17 protein-coding genes are annotated in these 15,890 nt (G+C 52.0%); 8 read left to right on the forward strand and 9 right to left on the reverse strand.

Annotated elements, in window-relative coordinates; genetic code table 11:
• Positions 1 to 6: 6 nt before the first annotated feature.
• Complete coding sequence (locus LWL52_RS13980) at positions 7 to 777, reverse strand: segregation and condensation protein A (RefSeq protein WP_242920946.1); 771 nt, start codon at positions 775 to 777, stop codon at positions 7 to 9.
• Positions 778 to 1,288: 511 nt separating this feature from the next.
• Between LWL52_RS13980 and dxs the strand changes: the two genes are divergently transcribed.
• The 4 genes from dxs (at position 1,289) to LWL52_RS14000 (ending at position 5,859) form a co-directional block, all read left to right on the forward strand.
• Entirely contained in the window at positions 1,289 to 3,205 is a 1,917-nt protein-coding gene (gene dxs, locus LWL52_RS13985) for a 1-deoxy-D-xylulose-5-phosphate synthase (protein WP_242920948.1), read from the forward strand.
• A 165-nt stretch (positions 3,206 to 3,370) separates the two neighbouring features.
• Entirely contained in the window at positions 3,371 to 3,748 is a 378-nt protein-coding gene (locus tag LWL52_RS13990; protein WP_255749594.1) for a GxxExxY protein, read from the forward strand.
• An 84-nt stretch (positions 3,749 to 3,832) separates the two neighbouring features.
• Positions 3,833 to 4,603 carry an alpha/beta fold hydrolase gene (locus tag LWL52_RS13995; RefSeq protein WP_242920952.1) on the forward strand — a complete coding sequence of 257 codons (771 nt, stop codon included), beginning with the start codon at positions 3,833 to 3,835 and terminating at the stop codon, positions 4,601 to 4,603.
• Positions 4,604 to 4,692: 89 nt separating this feature from the next.
• Complete coding sequence (locus tag LWL52_RS14000) at positions 4,693 to 5,859, forward strand: MFS transporter (protein ID WP_242920954.1); 1,167 nt, start codon at positions 4,693 to 4,695, stop codon at positions 5,857 to 5,859.
• 75 nt (positions 5,860 to 5,934) lie between these two features.
• Here the strand turns inward: LWL52_RS14000 and LWL52_RS14005 are convergent, their stop codons facing one another.
• Positions 5,935 to 6,348, reverse strand: coding sequence for a lipocalin family protein (locus tag LWL52_RS14005; RefSeq protein ID WP_242920956.1), 414 nt, complete (start codon positions 6,346 to 6,348; stop codon positions 5,935 to 5,937).
• Between the two features lie 209 nt (positions 6,349 to 6,557).
• Here LWL52_RS14005 and LWL52_RS14010 point away from each other — a divergent pair, with 209 nt between their 5' ends.
• Entirely contained in the window at positions 6,558 to 6,878 is a 321-nt protein-coding gene (locus LWL52_RS14010; RefSeq protein WP_242920958.1) for a LysM peptidoglycan-binding domain-containing protein, read from the forward strand.
• Between the two features lie 56 nt (positions 6,879 to 6,934).
• Here LWL52_RS14010 and LWL52_RS14015 read toward each other — a convergent pair whose 3' ends face one another.
• The 3 genes from LWL52_RS14015 to LWL52_RS14025 all read right to left on the reverse strand — a co-directional run bounded on the left by LWL52_RS14015 (position 6,935) and on the right by LWL52_RS14025 (position 8,509).
• The gene (locus LWL52_RS14015; protein WP_242920960.1) at positions 6,935 to 7,594 is read right to left on the reverse strand and encodes a hypothetical protein; all 660 of its coding nucleotides are present in this window, start codon (positions 7,592 to 7,594) and stop codon (positions 6,935 to 6,937) included.
• Between the two features lie 4 nt (positions 7,595 to 7,598).
• Complete coding sequence (locus LWL52_RS14020) at positions 7,599 to 7,997, reverse strand: T9SS type A sorting domain-containing protein (protein ID WP_242920962.1); 399 nt, start codon at positions 7,995 to 7,997, stop codon at positions 7,599 to 7,601.
• Between the two features lie 92 nt (positions 7,998 to 8,089).
• Positions 8,090 to 8,509, reverse strand: coding sequence for a nucleoside-diphosphate kinase (locus tag LWL52_RS14025; protein WP_242920965.1), 420 nt, complete (start codon positions 8,507 to 8,509; stop codon positions 8,090 to 8,092).
• A 232-nt stretch (positions 8,510 to 8,741) separates the two neighbouring features.
• On the opposite strand from LWL52_RS14025, the gene LWL52_RS14030 reads away from it, so the two are divergent.
• From LWL52_RS14030 to LWL52_RS14040, 3 genes are all read left to right on the forward strand, one after another.
• Positions 8,742 to 9,758: a DHH family phosphoesterase gene (locus LWL52_RS14030; RefSeq protein ID WP_242920967.1), complete on the forward strand. Its 1,017-nt coding sequence runs from the start codon at positions 8,742 to 8,744 to the stop codon at positions 9,756 to 9,758.
• An 82-nt stretch (positions 9,759 to 9,840) separates the two neighbouring features.
• Positions 9,841 to 10,740 carry an FKBP-type peptidyl-prolyl cis-trans isomerase gene (locus tag LWL52_RS14035; RefSeq protein ID WP_242920969.1) on the forward strand — a complete coding sequence of 300 codons (900 nt, stop codon included), beginning with the start codon at positions 9,841 to 9,843 and terminating at the stop codon, positions 10,738 to 10,740.
• Positions 10,741 to 10,764: 24 nt separating this feature from the next.
• Positions 10,765 to 11,301, forward strand: a complete 537-nt coding sequence (locus LWL52_RS14040) for an FKBP-type peptidyl-prolyl cis-trans isomerase (protein ID WP_242920971.1) — start codon at positions 10,765 to 10,767, stop codon at positions 11,299 to 11,301.
• A gap of 85 nt (positions 11,302 to 11,386) precedes the next feature.
• Here the strand turns inward: LWL52_RS14040 and recO are convergent, their stop codons facing one another.
• From recO to LWL52_RS14060, 4 genes are all read right to left on the reverse strand, one after another.
• Positions 11,387 to 12,100 (reverse strand): DNA repair protein RecO, encoded by a 714-nt coding sequence (recO, locus tag LWL52_RS14045; protein ID WP_242920973.1) that lies wholly within the window; start codon positions 12,098 to 12,100, stop codon positions 11,387 to 11,389.
• Between the two features lie 357 nt (positions 12,101 to 12,457).
• Positions 12,458 to 14,785, reverse strand: coding sequence for a type IX secretion system anionic LPS delivery protein PorZ (gene porZ, locus LWL52_RS20685; protein WP_242920975.1), 2,328 nt, complete (start codon positions 14,783 to 14,785; stop codon positions 12,458 to 12,460).
• 15 nt (positions 14,786 to 14,800) lie between these two features.
• The gene (locus LWL52_RS14055) at positions 14,801 to 15,394 is read right to left on the reverse strand and encodes a thymidine kinase (protein ID WP_242920977.1); all 594 of its coding nucleotides are present in this window, start codon (positions 15,392 to 15,394) and stop codon (positions 14,801 to 14,803) included.
• 149 nt (positions 15,395 to 15,543) lie between these two features.
• Complete coding sequence (locus LWL52_RS14060; RefSeq protein ID WP_242920979.1) at positions 15,544 to 15,864, reverse strand: 2Fe-2S iron-sulfur cluster-binding protein; 321 nt, start codon at positions 15,862 to 15,864, stop codon at positions 15,544 to 15,546.
• Positions 15,865 to 15,890: the final 26 nt, after the last annotated feature.

Genomic DNA, 15,890 nt, shown 5'->3' on the forward strand with positions numbered 1-15,890 from the left:
TGCTGGCTATTCGACAAACAGTTGTGTTACCTGGGTGGCCTGCCCTTCTGCCCTGGTAATAATAAAATCGTTGAAGCCCTCGCCTACTTCCACGCCAATTATGTTGAGCTGCAGCATGTCGAGAATAGCCAGGAAGTTGAAGATCATGCCTATTTTGTCCGGGAACTCGGCAATGAGCTGTGAGAAAGCGAGCTGGCGGCGCTGCTGCACCATGTGCAGAATAATGTCCCGCTGCTCTTCCAGGGTATAAGGGTAGGTAATAACGGTATGCTTGGGCCGGTTCTGCTCTTCCTCGTAGCGCACCATCACTTTTTCGAACACCCGCATGAGCTTGTACAGGTTCAGGTCCTGCAGCTCGTACTCAAAGTGGTTGGCATTGGCAATCTGCTGCAGCTCAGGGTGTATGTTGCCGCGGTTTTCCTGGGCCATGCGCTGCTCCTCCATCTGGGCCAGGTCCGGAATAACGCTTTTATACTTTTTATACTCCAGCAGGTGCTGCACCAGTTCCTGACGGGGGTCAATCTCGTTGCCTTGTTCGTCTTTATCGGCGCGCGGCAGCAGCATTTTCGCTTTGATGCGCATCAGCGTGGCGGCCGTAAGGATAAAGTCGCTGGCTACTTCGATGTTGAGCTGCTCCAGCTGCCGGATATAGCCGATAAACTCGTTGGTGATCTGAAAGATCGGAATATCGTGGATGTCCAGCTCATCACGCTCGATAAAGAAGAGCAGCAAGTCAAAGGGCCCCTCAAACAACGGTAATTTAATCTCGAAACTCACCTTTATACGTCTTAATAAGCAAATACCATTAAAATGCCGGGCAGCATCAGCAGAAGTATAAGCCAGGTATAAATCGCTGCCTGAGGATTTACTGGCCTGTTGCTATTCTTTCCTCCTGCTTCCGTTACACACCTAACGCTGCGCCGTCCACAAAATTAATCTTTTTCGCCAGAATGCGCCTATGGCTGCCTAAAGCCTTGCCCCTCACCGATGGACGGCCTCCTTCAGAACAACTTTTACATCGCGCAAGTATAACTTTGCACACCCCGGTCCGGAGGCTGTGCATTTGAGAGGCAGGCCCGAACGGTTCGCAAAGGCAATAATATAGTTTATACTATATTTCAGAACTTGAATTAACCGGCTGCGTAAGTTGGGAAAGGCGCTAAAAGGGCTGCTAGTTTTTTTTATTTTATTACCTTTACAAATTGGTTGAAAGGGTATGATTTCTGCTTTGCCGGAGATCGTAAACTAAAGCTGATTTATTTTGTTAGAGGTCTATAAAGACAATTCTATGATCATTAAACCCGGAGAGCTGCTCGCCTCTATTCAATCACCTGCCGACCTTCGGAAATTAAAGCCCGAAGAGCTGCTGCAGGTGAGCCAGGAACTACGGCAGTATATCATTGATGTTGTTTCCATCCATGGCGGTCATTTTGGGGCCAGCCTGGGGGTGGTGGAGCTCACTACGGCGCTGCATTATGTCTATAACACACCCTACGACCAGCTGGTGTGGGATGTGGGGCACCAGGCCTACGGGCATAAGATCTTAACGGGTCGCCGCGATATTTTCCATACTAACCGCAAGTATGGCGGCATCTCCGGCTTTCCAAAACGCAAAGAAAGCGAATACGATACCTTTGGCGTAGGCCACTCCAGCACGTCTATTTCGGCAGCCCTGGGCATGGCGGTCGCCTCCAAGTATAAGCACGAGTTTAACCGCCACCACATTGCCGTGATCGGCGATGGTGCCATGACGGGCGGCATGGCGTTTGAAGCCCTGAACCACGCCGGCGTAGCCAACGCCGATCTGCTGGTGGTGCTCAACGACAACTGCATGAGCATTGACCCGAATGTAGGCGCACTCAAAGAATATTTAACCGACATTACAACCTCCCGCACCTATAACAAAGTGCGCGACGAGATCTGGAACGTGCTGGGCAAAATCAGCAAGTTCGGCCCCAATGCACAGCACATCGCCTCTAAAGTGGAAAGCGGCGTTAAAGCTACCCTGCTCAAGCAAAGCAACCTGTTCGAGTCGTTGAAGTTCCGCTATTTCGGCCCAATCGACGGCCACGACATCAACCATCTGGTATCGGTACTGGAAGACTTAAAACACATTCCGGGTCCGAAAATTCTGCATTGCGTTACCACCAAAGGCAAAGGCTTTGCCCTGGCCGAGAAAGAGCAAACCAAATGGCACGCGCCCGGCACGTTCGACAAGATCACGGGCGAGATCTACAAAAAACATTTTGACACGCCGCAGCCACCCAAGTACCAGGATGTGTTTGGCCATACGATGGTAGAACTGGCCGAGCAAAACCCTAAGATCATGGGTATTACCCCGGCCATGCCGTCGGGCTGCTCGCTTAATATCATGATGGAAGCCATGCCCGACCGTGCCTTTGACGTGGGCATTGCCGAGCAGCACGCCGTTACGTTTTCAGCTGGTTTAGCTACGCAGGGGCTGGTGCCGTTCTGCAACGTGTACAGCTCATTTATGCAGCGCGGCTATGACCAGGTGGTGCACGACGTGTGCCTCCAGAACCTGCACGTGGTGTTCTGCCTCGACCGGGCCGGTTTTGCCGGCGCCGACGGCCCTACCCATCACGGTGCGTACGATATTGCCTTTATGCGCTGTCTGCCCAACATGGTGGTATCGGCTCCGATGAACGAGCAGGAACTGCGCAATTTAATGTATACGGCCTCACAGGACGGCGCCGGTCCGTTTACCATCCGCTACCCACGTGGCGAAGGCGTGATGCCGCAGTGGCGCACCCCGCTGGAACTGATCGAAGTGGGCAAGGGCCGTACGGTGCAGGAAGGCGAAGAAGTGGCTATCCTGACCTTTGGCCACATCGGCAACTATGCCGTAGATGTTTGCCAGAAACTTGGTTACGAGGGCATCAAACCGGGCCACTACGACATGCGTTTTGCCAAGCCACTGGACGAGGAACTGCTTCACCATATTTTCAGCAAGTATGACAAGGTGATTACCGTGGAAGACGGCTGCCTGCCCGGCGGTTTCGGAAGCGCAGTGCTGGAGTTTATGGTCGACAACGGCTACACGGCACAGGTAAAACGCTTGGGCATTCCGGATGCGATCTTCGAGCACGGCTCCCAGCTGGAACTTCAGAAAGAAGCCGGCTTCGATCCTACCGCAATCGAAAACACCGTTCGCCAACTGCTGGGCGTGCCGGTGAAAGTATAGCGTAGGTTTTAGACGTTAGATTTTAAATTTTAGATAAAAGGTCTCACAGGTGTTATACTTGTGAGACCTTTTATTTTGTCTGAATCAGGATTTACAGGATGAAAGGATGGACAGGATTTCTGTTTGAAAAACTAAATAATCATAGTTGATGTCGTATAGGACTTCATGCAGTTGGATGATTTCACATTTAAAATAATTGGCTGTGCCATGAGAGTTCATAACACTATGGGCAATGGCTTTCAGGAAATAATTTATCAGCGATGTTTAGCGATAGAACTGGAGCATGCCGGGTTAGGTTTCGACCGGGAGAAAGAACAGACAATATTTTACAACAAAGTTGAAGTAGGTAGCCGCAGAGCTGATTTTATAGTTGAGAATAACATCGTGGTTGAGCTTAAGGCGCTAGTAAACCTGGAAGACGTACACCTGGCGCAGGCTAAGAATTATGTTTTTGCCTACAACATGCCCGTAGGTCTTCTCATTAATTTTGGAGCAAGCAGCCTGCAATACAAAAAGATATTCAACAGCAGGTATAAAGGGTAGTAGAAGCAAATTTTAACTCCATTTTATACTTTTGAAGATCATCCTGTTCATCCTAAAATCCTGTAAATCCTGATTCAGACAAAAATGGCTAACACTTACCTCGATGCCGGTACCGGCGACGCATTGGTTTTTCTGCACGGCTTCTGCGAGAGCAAAGAAGTATGGACGGACTTTATGCGCCCCCTGCAGCAACAGTTCCGGACCGTTGCCCTCGACCTGCCCGGCTTTGGCGCCAACACCCATGCCGTGAGCAGCTATACGATGGAAAGTATGGCTGATGATGTGAAGCGGCAGTTGGACGAACTGGGCATTCAAAAGTATTTGCTGATCGGGCACTCGATGGGCGGCTATGTGAGTATGGCTTTTGCGGAGAAGTATGGCCCGTTGCTGCAGGGACTTTGTCTTTTCCACTCCTCCGCCCTGCCCGATACCGATGAGAAAAAGGAAAACCGCGACAAAACCATCTCCTACGTGGAGCGCCATGGCGTCAAGAACTTTATCAACCCGTTTGTGGAGCCTCTTTTCTACCGTGAAAACCGCGAACGCCTCAAACCTGAGATCGAGATGATGAAGGAAATTGGCCGTGCTACGCCAAAGAAAAGCGTTATAGGTGCTCTTGCCGCCATGCGTGACCGCCCCGACCGCACCGATGTGCTGCGTGCGGCAAAATTTTCGGTGCTGTTTATCTTTGGCAAAGAAGATGCCGCCGTGCCACTGGATAAAGCCCTGGAGCAATGCCACCTACCCGGTAACAGCATGGTATACTTCCTGGAGAAAACCGGCCACATGGGCATGTTCGAGCGGACATCCGAGACCCGCAAAGCCATCCAGAAATTTGCCGAAACGATCTTTTAAGTTAGAAATTTAAAAGTTAAAGAGTTAGAAAGTCATCTTCCCTTTTTAACTTTCTAACTCTTTAACTTCCCAACTTTCTAACTCCTCTTATGCCGCCATCGCGTATTCTGCCTGTTATCGTCTTTTCGCAGTTTGCAGGCACCTCGCTTTGGTTTGCCGGCAACGCGGTTTTGCCGGAGCTGCAACAAGCGCTGCAACTGCAGCAGGATGCGCTAAGCTTGCTGACCTCGGCGGTACAGTTGGGCTTTATTGCCGGCACCTTCTGCTTTGCCCTGCTTTCGCTGGCTGACCGGATGTCGCCGCGGCTGTTGTTTTTGCTGTGCACTTTGCTGGGCGCCAGCGCCAACGCACTTGTAGCCTTTGCAGCAGATAGCCTGACCACCGTGCTGCTCCTGCGCATGATCACAGGTTTTTTGCTGGCCGGCATTTACCCGGTCGGCATGAAGATAGCGGCAAGCTGGTACAGTGGCAAGCTGGGCAAGGCCATCGGATACCTGGTTGGTGCGCTGGTGCTGGGCACGGCTTTTCCGCACCTGTTGCGCGGACTGGGCACTTCGCTGCCGTGGCAAACCATGCTGGCAGCAGTAAGTATACTGGCTGCCCTGGGCGGTGTGCTGATGTATTTGCTGGTGCCTGACGGGCCATACCTGAAAAAAGGTGCCGCTTTTAAGCTGAGCAACATGGCCGATGTATTTAAAGCCCGGGACTTTCGGGCGGCAGCCTTTGGCTACTTTGGCCACATGTGGGAGGTTTACACGTTCTGGGCATTTGTGCCGTTTATACTTGCCTTTAGTTTACCGGGCCTGCCTGCGCAGCAACTTTCAGTTTACAGCTTTGTCGTAATTGCTACGGGCGTGGTGGGTTGCATTGGCGGCGGCTACCTGTCTGAGCGCTGGGGAAGTGCCCGCGTGGCCTTTGTGCAACTGCTGCTGTCGGGGGCCTGTTGTGTGGCAAGCGCCTGGCTGCTGCCTTTGCCGGGCATGGTGTTGCCGTTCCTGCTGTTCTGGGGCGTGGTGGTGGCCGGCGACTCTCCGCAGTTTTCGGCGCTTTCGGCCCAAACGGCTCCTGCCAGGCTGGTGGGTACGGCGCTTACCCTGGTTACATCAATCGGCTTTGCCATTACCATTGTCAGCATTCAGCTGACTGGCTACCTCCTCACAATGTTCGCGCCCACGCAGGTCTTCAGCCTTCTGGTGATCGGCCCGGTGCTGGGGTTGTGGCGCATGCGTGCTTTGCTGCAAAAGCAAGCGGCATAAAAAAACGGCAACCTGCTTTTACACAGGCTGCCGTTCATCGAAACCATTAAGCTATACTGTTTTAGCTGCAATAAGTTACTTTGCCTCCATCACCATCTCCGAGCCATCCGCCGCTTTGAGGCGCATTTCATCATCGGTCAGCTTTACTACTTCAAATGTTTCCGAGTGGCTCTGTCCCTCAAAAGTGAGGCTCAGCTGCTTGCCGGCCTGGTCATAGGCCCACGTTCCTGTCTGCAGGGTAGCACCGCCGCCCATGGCAAAGCGACCGTCCGAATAGAACTGCATGTTCTGCGCTTTTTCCGCATCCGACAGCTTTTCTTTATCACCGGAGGCATTGGTCTCTTTGGCGGCGGTCCAGGTTTTGCTGTTCGGGCCGGAGATCATACTTTCGGTTCCTACTTTGTCTTTATTACCGCAGCTTACCAGCAGCAAAGTATACAGGCCAAATAATAAGCCCGCCCAGTAGCGGTTAGGTGTTGCTAATCTCATCTTGTTCATAGTTTTAGGTTATACTTCATTCTCATATCAGGCCATCTGCCTCTTGGCGGCGGCCTGTGTGTGATTACGGCTAAAACATGCACATAGTTAAGTTGCCTGCCCCGGGCAAAACAATGTGGAGCACTTGGCGTACTATCATAAACAACTGGCAGGTAAAGGCTTGCCAAATAAACAAACCTTTGACATAAAATTTATTTCATATGGGATTACTTGATTTTTTTAAGAAGGGAAAAGAGGAGCCTGTTAAGACAGGCAATCCGAACATCTCGCCCCAGAAAGGCACAGCCACTTCAGGGCAAATGCCGGGCCAAACGGCTCAGAGCATGCCGTCTACGGCTGATACATCCGCGCACAACGACGTGTACACCGTGCAGAGCGGCGACTCGCTTTCCAAGATCGCCAAAAAACTGTATGGCGATGCCAACAGCTGGCATAAGCTTTACGATGCAAACAAACAAACCATTGGCGACAACCCCGACCTGATACGCCCGGGACAACGCCTGGACGTTCCCAGAAAGTAAACATTTATCTAAAAAAGAAAAGGCCGGCGCTATTTTATAGCGCCGGCCTTTTTGATTTATTGCCTGACCAAGATATAATTTACACCAACTGCCAGGCCCAGGTCTCTCTCTTTAAATGCCGATTCGGAGGCAGCTATCCGGTTGCTGAGGGGCACCTGCAACTGCCCCCGCAGGGTTACGCGTGGGCTGAGGCCGTACTGTACCTCTACCGGCAGGTATGCGTTGAATTTACGGTGATACCGGTCGTCGTAAGTTTTAGCCAGTTCTGCTTTTGCAATGCCTGCCATCTTAAAGTCCTGCACGGCCATAAGCGAAACATACTTGTATGTAACGCCGGCTCCGGCACCCAACGCCAGTTTGTCGCTGAGGTGGCGCAGGTATACGGCAGTGGCACCAATTGCCAGGTTACCATACCTGGTTTTAACGTTTGCTAAAGGGTTCCTGTTCTCGTCTGTCATGGTGACTTTGCTTCCGCCCTGCCGTTCTATTGAATGCACTAAGGTAAGCTGCAAAGTTGCTTTCTCAGAAACAGGCAGCTGCACCCAGCTCCCCAATTGGAGTTGCAGACCCGGAGCATAGTTAAAATCAGCGCCTGCGCTGCTGCTGCTATTGATTGTTTTAAAAGCTCCCAGGCTACCGGTAAATCCATAAGTAGTTGTTTGGGCTTTGGCAGCAAAGGCTGCCAGCAAGGCTGCTGCTAGTAAAAGTTTCTTCATGCGCTTAGCGGGCTTTAATTAACCGATACCTACTTACTTTGCCCGAGAGCCTCACCTCGCAGATATAGATCCCTGTGGGCATGTTGCTAAAATCTACCTGCACCCGGTGGGAATTACTCTCATCAGGCAGCATAATCTTTTTGGTATACTTGCCTTTCTCATCAGAGAAATAAAGCGTAGCCGCCTCTCCCTCCGCTGCCTGTACTTCCACAGTTACATCCTGAAAAAAGGGGTTAGGATAAATGGAAATAGACGTTTGGACAGCAGACGTACCCAAAGGGGCCAGATACGAATAAGGAAGTTGCGTGATACCGGAAAGATCAGGTTCTGGCTCATTTTGCCGGCATGCGCAGCAGAGCAGCAAACAGCCTAGCAGATAAGGTAAGTAAGGTTTTGTTTTCATCTTATAATATTAGAAAGTATAAATATAAAAAAAGTCCGCCAGACCTTACAGCCTGGCGGACTTTTAAAATCAATACGTATACTTTCTGCTACTTAGAAACGCTCGTCGGCAGCAAAAAAGAAGTTGCCTTCGATCTGCGCGTTCTCGTCAGAGTCAGAGCCGTGCACGGCATTGGCTTCGATAGACTTGGCAAATTTCTTACGGATGGTGCCTTCTTCAGCCTGCGCCGGGTTTGTAGCGCCGATCAGCTTGCGGAAATCTTCTACAGCATTGTCCTTCTCCAGGATCATGGCTACGATCGGGCCGGATGACATATATTTTACCAGGTCACCATAGAAAGGGCGCTCTTTGTGTACTTCATAAAATTTTCCGGCGCGCTCTTCTGATAGCTTTGTTTTTTTCATCGCTACGATACGGAAGCCGCCTTCCTCGATCATCTGGGTAATGCCGCCAATGTGGTTATCCGCCACTGCATCAGGCTTAATCATTGTAAATGTGGTGTTTCCGGCCATGGTTCTTGAATGGTTAAGGGGTTTACTCCGAATATAAAGATGCAAAAGTAGCGCATTTCGCAAAATTATAGCATACTTTTAGGTTATACTTTGGTAAACAGCCGCTGCGCAACCAGGCGTATTACCAGAGAGTGGCCGCTTCTAAAACCCCGGGTCCTATTGCTTTAGAAGGAAATTCTTCTGAAATTTGCCGCCTTATATCCTTATTACTCAGAGGATTCATATTTACAGTATGCACGATATTAATGCTCTGAAAGAGCTTCTGAAAGAGCCTAAAGAGGTGATGATCACCACACACCACAAGCCTGACGCTGATGCACTTGGCTCTTCGCTGGGCCTTGCCGGCTACCTTAAAAAGAAAGGCCACCGCGTTACCGTGATCACCCCTTCTGACTATCCTGGTTTTCTGAACTGGATGCATGGCAACGATGACGTGCTTGTTTACTCCGGGCAAAACGATGAACTGGTACGGCGCATCGTCAACGAATCGCAGGTGATCTTCTGCCTGGATTTTAACAATCTTTCGCGCATCAACGAAATAGGCGAGTATATCCGGCAGGCCAAAGGCACCAAGGTGATGATTGACCACCACCTGCAGCCTGAAGGATTTGCCGACCTGGCGTACTCCGACACCAATGCCGCCGCTACGGCCGAGCTGGTGTACGACCTGATAAAGGAGATGGGCGACGGCGACTTGATCGATACCAACATCGGCGAATGCCTGTATGCCGGTATTATGACCGACACGGGCTCTTTCCGGCACCCGAGCACGTCTAAAAATGTGCACCTGATCATTGCCGACCTGCTGCACATTGGCGTGCAGACCTCCAACATTCACCGCCTGATCTATGACAGCTCCACGGAACTGCGCCTGCGCTTTCTGGGTTATGCCCTTAAAGACAAACTGGTGGTGCTGCCTGAGTATAAGACGGCATACATTGCCATTACCAAAGAAGAACTGAAAGCCTACGACTCAAAGACCGGCGACACCGAAGGCCTGGTAAACTACGCCCTTTCTATTGAAGGCATTGTGTTTGCAGCCCTGATCATCGACCGCTCGGAGATGGTGAAGATGTCGTTCCGCTCGGTAGGCAACTTTTCGGCCAATGAGTTTGCCCGCGATCATTTTAACGGTGGCGGCCACAAAAATGCAGCCGGCGGCATGTCGCTGGACAGCCTGGAGGCAACCGTAGCAAAGTTCGAAAGCCTGCTGCCCCTCTACCAGGACAAACTGGTACACGCAGTTTAATTAAAAAGTATCAACCCAACGAATAAATAAGCTAATGTTATCTAAAACCCAATTATTGCTGCCAGTATTAGCTGGTGCCCTGATGTTGCAATCCTGCAACAAAAAAGACGAGTTTTATACTTCGGCCGACGGCCTGACTTATAAGATTTATGAGAAGAACGAAAAAGGCGCTTACGAGAACAAAGGCGAAGTGGCCAAAGGCGACTCGACCGGTGCCAAAGTAGGCCAGGTGGTAACCATGCAGATGCTCTACAAAAATGAAGCAGACTCTGTTTTGTTCGACTCGCATACCCAGAAAGTGCCGTTGATGATCCCGGTAATGGAGCCTTCTTTTAAAGGTGGCCTGGAGAATGCCCTGATGATGATGTCGCCTGGCGATAGCGGTGTGTTCAAGATCAGCGCTGACTCGCTGTTTGCCAAAACATTTGGCGGCCAGCCGATGCCTCCGTTCATCAAGCCTGGTTCTAAAATGACCTTCTTTATCAAAGTAGACAAAGTACAGTCGCAGCAGGAGGCCATGGCCGACCAGCAGAAGATCATGCAGGAGCAGATGGTTGCCTCGCAGGCACATGCCAAAGAGCAGCTGAAGATCGACGATGCCAAGATCCAGCAGTACCTCAAAGAAAAGAACCTGGCAAACGCTAAAAAGACCGATGCCGGCGTTTATTACATTGTAACCGAGCCAGGCAAAGGCGCTGACGCCACTGCCGGCGACAAAGTAACCGTACACTACAAGCTTTCTTTCCTGGATGGCAAAGAGCTGGAATCATCGTACAAAGGTGGTCAGCCGTTCTCTTTCACGCTGGGCCAGGGCCAGGTAATACCAGGCTGGGACGAGGCGCTTCAGAAACTCAACAAAGGCAGCAAAGCCATTCTGCTCATCCCGTCTCCGCTGGCTTACGGCGAGCAGGACCGCGGACCGGAAATGCCCGGCAACTCTATCCTGCGTTTCGACGTGGAGCTTGTTGACGTGCAGAAATAACGAATCCTTTAAATACCGTTTACCATGTCCTTCCCATTCATCAACCTGCAAAACGTAAAAGCAAGCTCCCTGCTAAAGGCGCTTCTTTTCCTGGTGCTCTCGGTTTCGTTTGCTTCCTGCGGCGACACGGTAGACCCGTATACGTTTGACGTAGAGGGCCAGAAAAAGCTCGACGAGCAGACGATCCGCCAGTATTTCCGCCTCAACAAAGTGGATACCACCGCTGTGGTGCGTACCAGCAGCGGCTTATACTACCTGAACGATGTGCCCGGCACAGGCGTGCAGATAAAAGCCGGAGACGAAGTAGAGGTACACTACATTGGTAAATTTGTGAACAACGCCACCTTCGACTCATCTTATGACCGGGGAGATTCCTTTTCGTTTGTAGTGGGTGCCGGCCAGGTAATAAAAGGCTGGGACGAAGGCCTGCAGCTGATGAAAGTCGGCGAAGAGGCCCACTTGTTTATCCCCTCACACCTGGGCTATGGCCCACGCGGGCGAGGTTCCGTACCGCCAAGTGCCGTACTGATATTCGAGATCAAGGCGATCAGTGTAAAATAGCTACCTGCTATACCTGTAAAACAACAAAGGGCGATACGGAAGTGTCGCCCTTTGTTGTTTTATACTTTGCCGCTTTATACTTCCTTTATTCCGCCAGCACCTCCGACAGGATGGCCAGCGATTTTATTTCGCCTAACCGGTCTACGTGCAGCTGGTAATAGCGGATGAGCACCGCCAGTAGTTCGCGGCGCACTTTGCCGTTCGGAATGCCGGCCTGCTCCGGCTGGCGCAGCAGCTGATCGAAATAGTCTTCGTACGCCTGCATGGCCAGCATGGTCGGGGCCGACGTAGCACTCTGGGCATTGGCTGTAAAGGCTACCTGCTCCACAATTTCGGCGCCCGAGCTTGGCCCAAAACCCAGGTGGGAGCTGAGCTGCAACAGAAACACCAGGTGGAAGTTCTCATACCCCTGCCGCTGCTCATCAAAAAAGATGATGGCATTATACAGGAAATGAAACAGGGCTGGGTTCTCCTCCTCCTCCTTCACCGTGCGCGACACCATCTCGGAGAGAAATAACAGGATGCTGCTCTTGCGGATATCGAACGGGATAGTAGAAAAGGCATAAGCCGATTTATACTCTGAGATGCGCGTAATACCGCCTTTGTGCGAAGTATAGACCACCATGTCGAGCAGGGTGAACGGCTGGAACAGGGCCATGCGCGAGCCGCTTCCTTTTTTGCGCACGCTGTTTACAATATACGACTGCACGCCTAGTGCCTCGGTGTATACTTTGGTGATGATGGATGACTCCCGGAACCGGATATAGTTGAGGACAACGCCCCTAGTTTTGACCAGCATAAGTGATTAGACGCAAGTATAAGTCAATTGGATGTCCTGTTTTTGTTGAAGAACTTCTGGACAAAGGACTCAGGACAAATAACGTTATTTAGTTAGATATAAATCGAAAGGTAACTTGATATGCGGCAATATTATCCCGCTTTGAAGGGGGATGTTTATACTTGCGGCCATACATGCAGAGAGATCATGTAGCACGCGTTTTAAACTTCAGTACAGAGCTGCATTTGCAACTGCTTTTTATCCCCTTACCCCCTTCAAAGCGGGACTCGTTTTGCACAAGCATTCTCTCAACGCATACTTCTGTTATACTTCCCCGGCACCTTGCAAGTAGGGCTTAGTGGCTATTTTCATACCTGGTTACTCCAGCACCGCTATTTTGGTGATACACGCGTGGCCGCCTTTCCCGTCCGAGCTCATCACCAGGTATACGCCGGCTTTTACACGCTTGCCGTTGTAATCGCGCACATCCCAGGCCAAAGTGCCGCCGGTAGCATGCGTTTTATACACCAGCGTGCCCGTAATATCGGTAATACGCACATCGGCATTGTTGGGCAAGCCCGAGACACCCACCATACCTGTGTAATCGCGGCGCACCGGGTTTGGGAACACGTAGGCACAGGCAGGGGGGTTTTCGGTGATAGTGGCTTCGGCGCGGTACGAGGCAATGCCAGCATCAGTGGCTACAAACACTTCGCCGGACTGGTGCTCTACCGTTACCGACTGCACCTTATCGGAAGGCAACGGGCTATTCTGGGTTGTAAAATGCCGGATCAACTCATCACCGTCGGGGCTGAAAAGCCAGAGGCCGTTGTCGGTGCCCATCCATTTGCGGTTGGCACCGTCCACGGCTATACTTCGCACCACCTGTCCGTCCAGCAGCGGCCGGCGCGCAATAATTGGGATACGGGCATCGTAGGGCTGCGTCTCAAAAACAAAGCCCGGGTTATAGTATACGCCCACGCCGTTGCCGGTACCTACCCAGATATAGCCCATCAGATCTTTGGCTATACTATACACAGCGCCATCGGGCAGGCCGCCGTTCCCCTCCCCCACTGAAAGCGTACGCACGCGGTTCTCTTTTTCATCAAAAACCACCAGTCCGGTGCGGGTATTCCGGTAACGGGCAATTGAAAGCCACTTCACGCCAAAATCATCCACCAGCACCTGTTCCAGGTTGGTGCCGTCGGGCACGCCCGGCAGCGTAAAAGATTGCCAGGTAGCATCGGGGTGCAGCACATGCAGGCCCGGCACTTTGGGCAGCTGGTTCCGGTCCACGACCCATACGTTTGCATCCTGATCTACCGCCACGCCCGTAATGCGCACACCGTCTGCTGTTCCATTGGAAGCCAGCAGTGGGCTGTTGGTTTTATCGTAGCGTTTGTTCTGCTTTAGGCCGCCCCAAGCAAGCAGGCCATTGCCATAGCTCCCAATGTATAATTTGCCGGTACCCGGGTTATAGACAGCATCCACCAGATCCGTGGCCGGTGCCAGGTCCTTAGGTTCAGGATATAAGAAGGAATTATAGTTCTGCCAGGTGCCACTGGCATATTCGTAAATGCCATTGCGGTTGCCGAGGGGCAGGTAGTTCTGATCATAGCCGCCACTCAGCGCATACACCTTTCCGGCGGCAGCATACACCCGGAAAACATCGCTGGCAAAGGGGCCGTTCGGTGCAAAGGCGGTGGCATTTCCGTTCAGGTCCAGGCGCACCAAGCCGTGGCTTGCGTCTGCTACCCATACTTTCCCGTCAGCTCCGGCCACCGCTGCCTGCGGGCTTTTTAACAGGTCAGATGCTAATGTTACCCGCTTCCCGTCAGGCTGCAATACCGTCACACTGCTGGCGCCGGTAACTACCAGGTAGCCAGCCCCGGCTGAAACGTTTGCCATAGCTGTGCCCAGCGTTGCCACCGGCTCCCACTGCTTGCTGCTAAGCGCGTACACGCCTTGTGCATTGGTGCCTGCATAAAGAACCTGGTTATAGATGGCGAAGCTGTTAACCTGCGCCGCTGCGGCAAGGCCGTTATTCAGGGGATTCCAGCTACGAAAATCCTGCAGGTTTGTACCCGAGAGCTGTGCGGCCAGTATACCTGCGCCGGTGGCCAGGTACAGGCTATCGTTGCGGATGGCGGCCGCCTGCACGTTTACTGCCGTGCCCCCGGGCCCCAGGTTACTGTACGTTTCCCGGACTTCCAGCTGCTGTAAATCCAGCACCACCACCCCGAACGAGCAGGACAGATAGGCCAGTTTGTTGTGCACTAGTATGCTGTTGATGGCCTTGGGGCCCGAAATGGCTTTGCGGTAAATGTCGCTGATGTTGCTGATCTCGTTTCCACGCAGCAGGTCGATGCTGGTGCTCTTGTAAGCAATGATGAGCGTGCCCGTGGCTTCATCATACTGGATGGCGCTGATCTGCTGCTCGTGCAAACCGTCTGTTTTTGTGATGGGCTGCGTGGCGTTGAATTCTTTGTCGTAGTAGAAAAGCCCCTGCTGGGCGGCCAGGTATACTTTATCGCCGGCGTAGGCTACAGCTTTGCCTTGTTGGTAGGGCACATGCAGCTGCCAGGAGCCAAGCGGCAGGCGGCTCTGCGCCAGCACCCGCTGCCCCCACAAAAGCCCGGATAGCCCCAGCACCAGTTGCAGCAGCACCGGTAGTTTTTTAAGCTGAAGCAGGAGGATGCTTTTCACGGGGCGGTGGTCAGTTTACTTCTTACCCCTGAGGCCTTCCTGAAAACAGTGGCGGCAGCGGGCTTCATACGAGTCGGTTTCGCCCAGCAGCACCTGTGCTTCAGAAGCAGCGCTACGGAACGAGTAGGTGGCAATATCGCCGCACTGCACACAAATGGCGTGCACTTTGGTTACGTACTCAGCCACGGCCATCAGGGCAGGCATCGGCCCGAAGGGGTTACCAAGGTAATCCATATCCAGGCCGGCCACAATCACGCGTACGCCGCTGTTGGCCAGCTTTACGCATACTTCGGCCAGGCCATCGTCGAAAAACTGAGCTTCATCTATCCCCACTACATCGCAGCTGCCGCCCAACAGCAGCATATCCTGGGCAAAATCAATGGGCGTAGAGCGGATGGCATTGTCGTTGTGTGATACCACATCCAGGTCGTGGTAACGCTTGTCGATGGTAGGTTTAAAGATCTCCACTTTCTGCCTGGCGATCTTGGCACGGTTCAGCCGCCTGATCAACTCTTCGGTTTTCCCCGAAAACATCGACCCGCAGATCACTTCTATCCATCCTCTCCTGTGGGCGTGGCTTTTATTGCCTACGCGGGGTTCTATAAACATTTAATTTGGTATATGGCTTAATGGCTGGTTGTTGGTTGTTGGTTGTTAAATTGTTGAATTGTTAAATGGTTGGTTGATTAAATTGCTGGATGATCATCCTCAACACTTTCTAGCTCCTTACCTTTCTAACTTTCTAACTCTTTAACTTTCTAACTATACTTGAGGTGTGGCAATTGCGTTTGTTTCGGCACGCGGCCGCTCGCATTGCCGCTCTCTAATGTACACTGGCACGTCAATCGCTCGTTATCTTTCAGGCGGCCTTTCTCACGGTAGCGGCGTTCGCTGTCCGTAAGCGGGCTGAAATGCGCCAGGCCTTCCTTTACGATGATGCGGCAGGTAGTGCAGCGGCCTTTGCCTCCGCAGGCGTGCATCCAGTCGATGCCCTGGGCCTGAATGGCACGAAGCAGCGTTTGCCCCGGCTCCACCGTAATTTGGCGGCCACCGAGGTTTTGCACTAACAACTTTGGCATATTAATTTTATATCTTTACAGACGAA

Source organism: Pontibacter liquoris (assembly GCF_022758235.1).
Classification (GTDB): Bacteria; Bacteroidota; Bacteroidia; order Cytophagales; family Hymenobacteraceae; genus Pontibacter; species Pontibacter liquoris.

Bases quoted from the DNA above. Each gene is read 5' to 3' on its own strand.
- LWL52_RS14060 (WP_242920979.1), bottom strand. From the start codon at position 15,864: ATGCCAAAGTTGTTAGTGCAAAACCTCGGTGGCCGCCAAATTACGGTG.
- LWL52_RS14040 (WP_242920971.1), top strand. From the start codon at position 10,765: ATGTCCTTCCCATTCATCAACCTGCAAAACGTAAAAGCAAGCTCCCTG.
- LWL52_RS14005 (WP_242920956.1), bottom strand. From the start codon at position 6,348: ATGAGATTAGCAACACCTAACCGCTACTGGGCGGGCTTATTATTTGGC.
- LWL52_RS14030 (WP_242920967.1), top strand. From the start codon at position 8,742: ATGCACGATATTAATGCTCTGAAAGAGCTTCTGAAAGAGCCTAAAGAG.
- recO (WP_242920973.1), bottom strand. From the start codon at position 12,100: ATGCTGGTCAAAACTAGGGGCGTTGTCCTCAACTATATCCGGTTCCGG.
- LWL52_RS13995 (WP_242920952.1), top strand. From the start codon at position 3,833: ATGGCTAACACTTACCTCGATGCCGGTACCGGCGACGCATTGGTTTTT.
- LWL52_RS13990 (WP_255749594.1), top strand. From the start codon at position 3,371: ATGCAGTTGGATGATTTCACATTTAAAATAATTGGCTGTGCCATGAGA.
- LWL52_RS14025 (WP_242920965.1), bottom strand. From the start codon at position 8,509: ATGGCCGGAAACACCACATTTACAATGATTAAGCCTGATGCAGTGGCG.
- LWL52_RS14035 (WP_242920969.1), top strand. From the start codon at position 9,841: ATGTTGCAATCCTGCAACAAAAAAGACGAGTTTTATACTTCGGCCGAC.
- LWL52_RS14055 (WP_242920977.1), bottom strand. From the start codon at position 15,394: ATGTTTATAGAACCCCGCGTAGGCAATAAAAGCCACGCCCACAGGAGA.
- dxs (WP_242920948.1), top strand. From the start codon at position 1,289: ATGATCATTAAACCCGGAGAGCTGCTCGCCTCTATTCAATCACCTGCC.
- LWL52_RS14015 (WP_242920960.1), bottom strand. From the start codon at position 7,594: ATGAAGAAACTTTTACTAGCAGCAGCCTTGCTGGCAGCCTTTGCTGCC.
- LWL52_RS14020 (WP_242920962.1), bottom strand. From the start codon at position 7,997: ATGAAAACAAAACCTTACTTACCTTATCTGCTAGGCTGTTTGCTGCTC.
- LWL52_RS14010 (WP_242920958.1), top strand. From the start codon at position 6,558: ATGGGATTACTTGATTTTTTTAAGAAGGGAAAAGAGGAGCCTGTTAAG.
- LWL52_RS14000 (WP_242920954.1), top strand. From the start codon at position 4,693: ATGCCGCCATCGCGTATTCTGCCTGTTATCGTCTTTTCGCAGTTTGCA.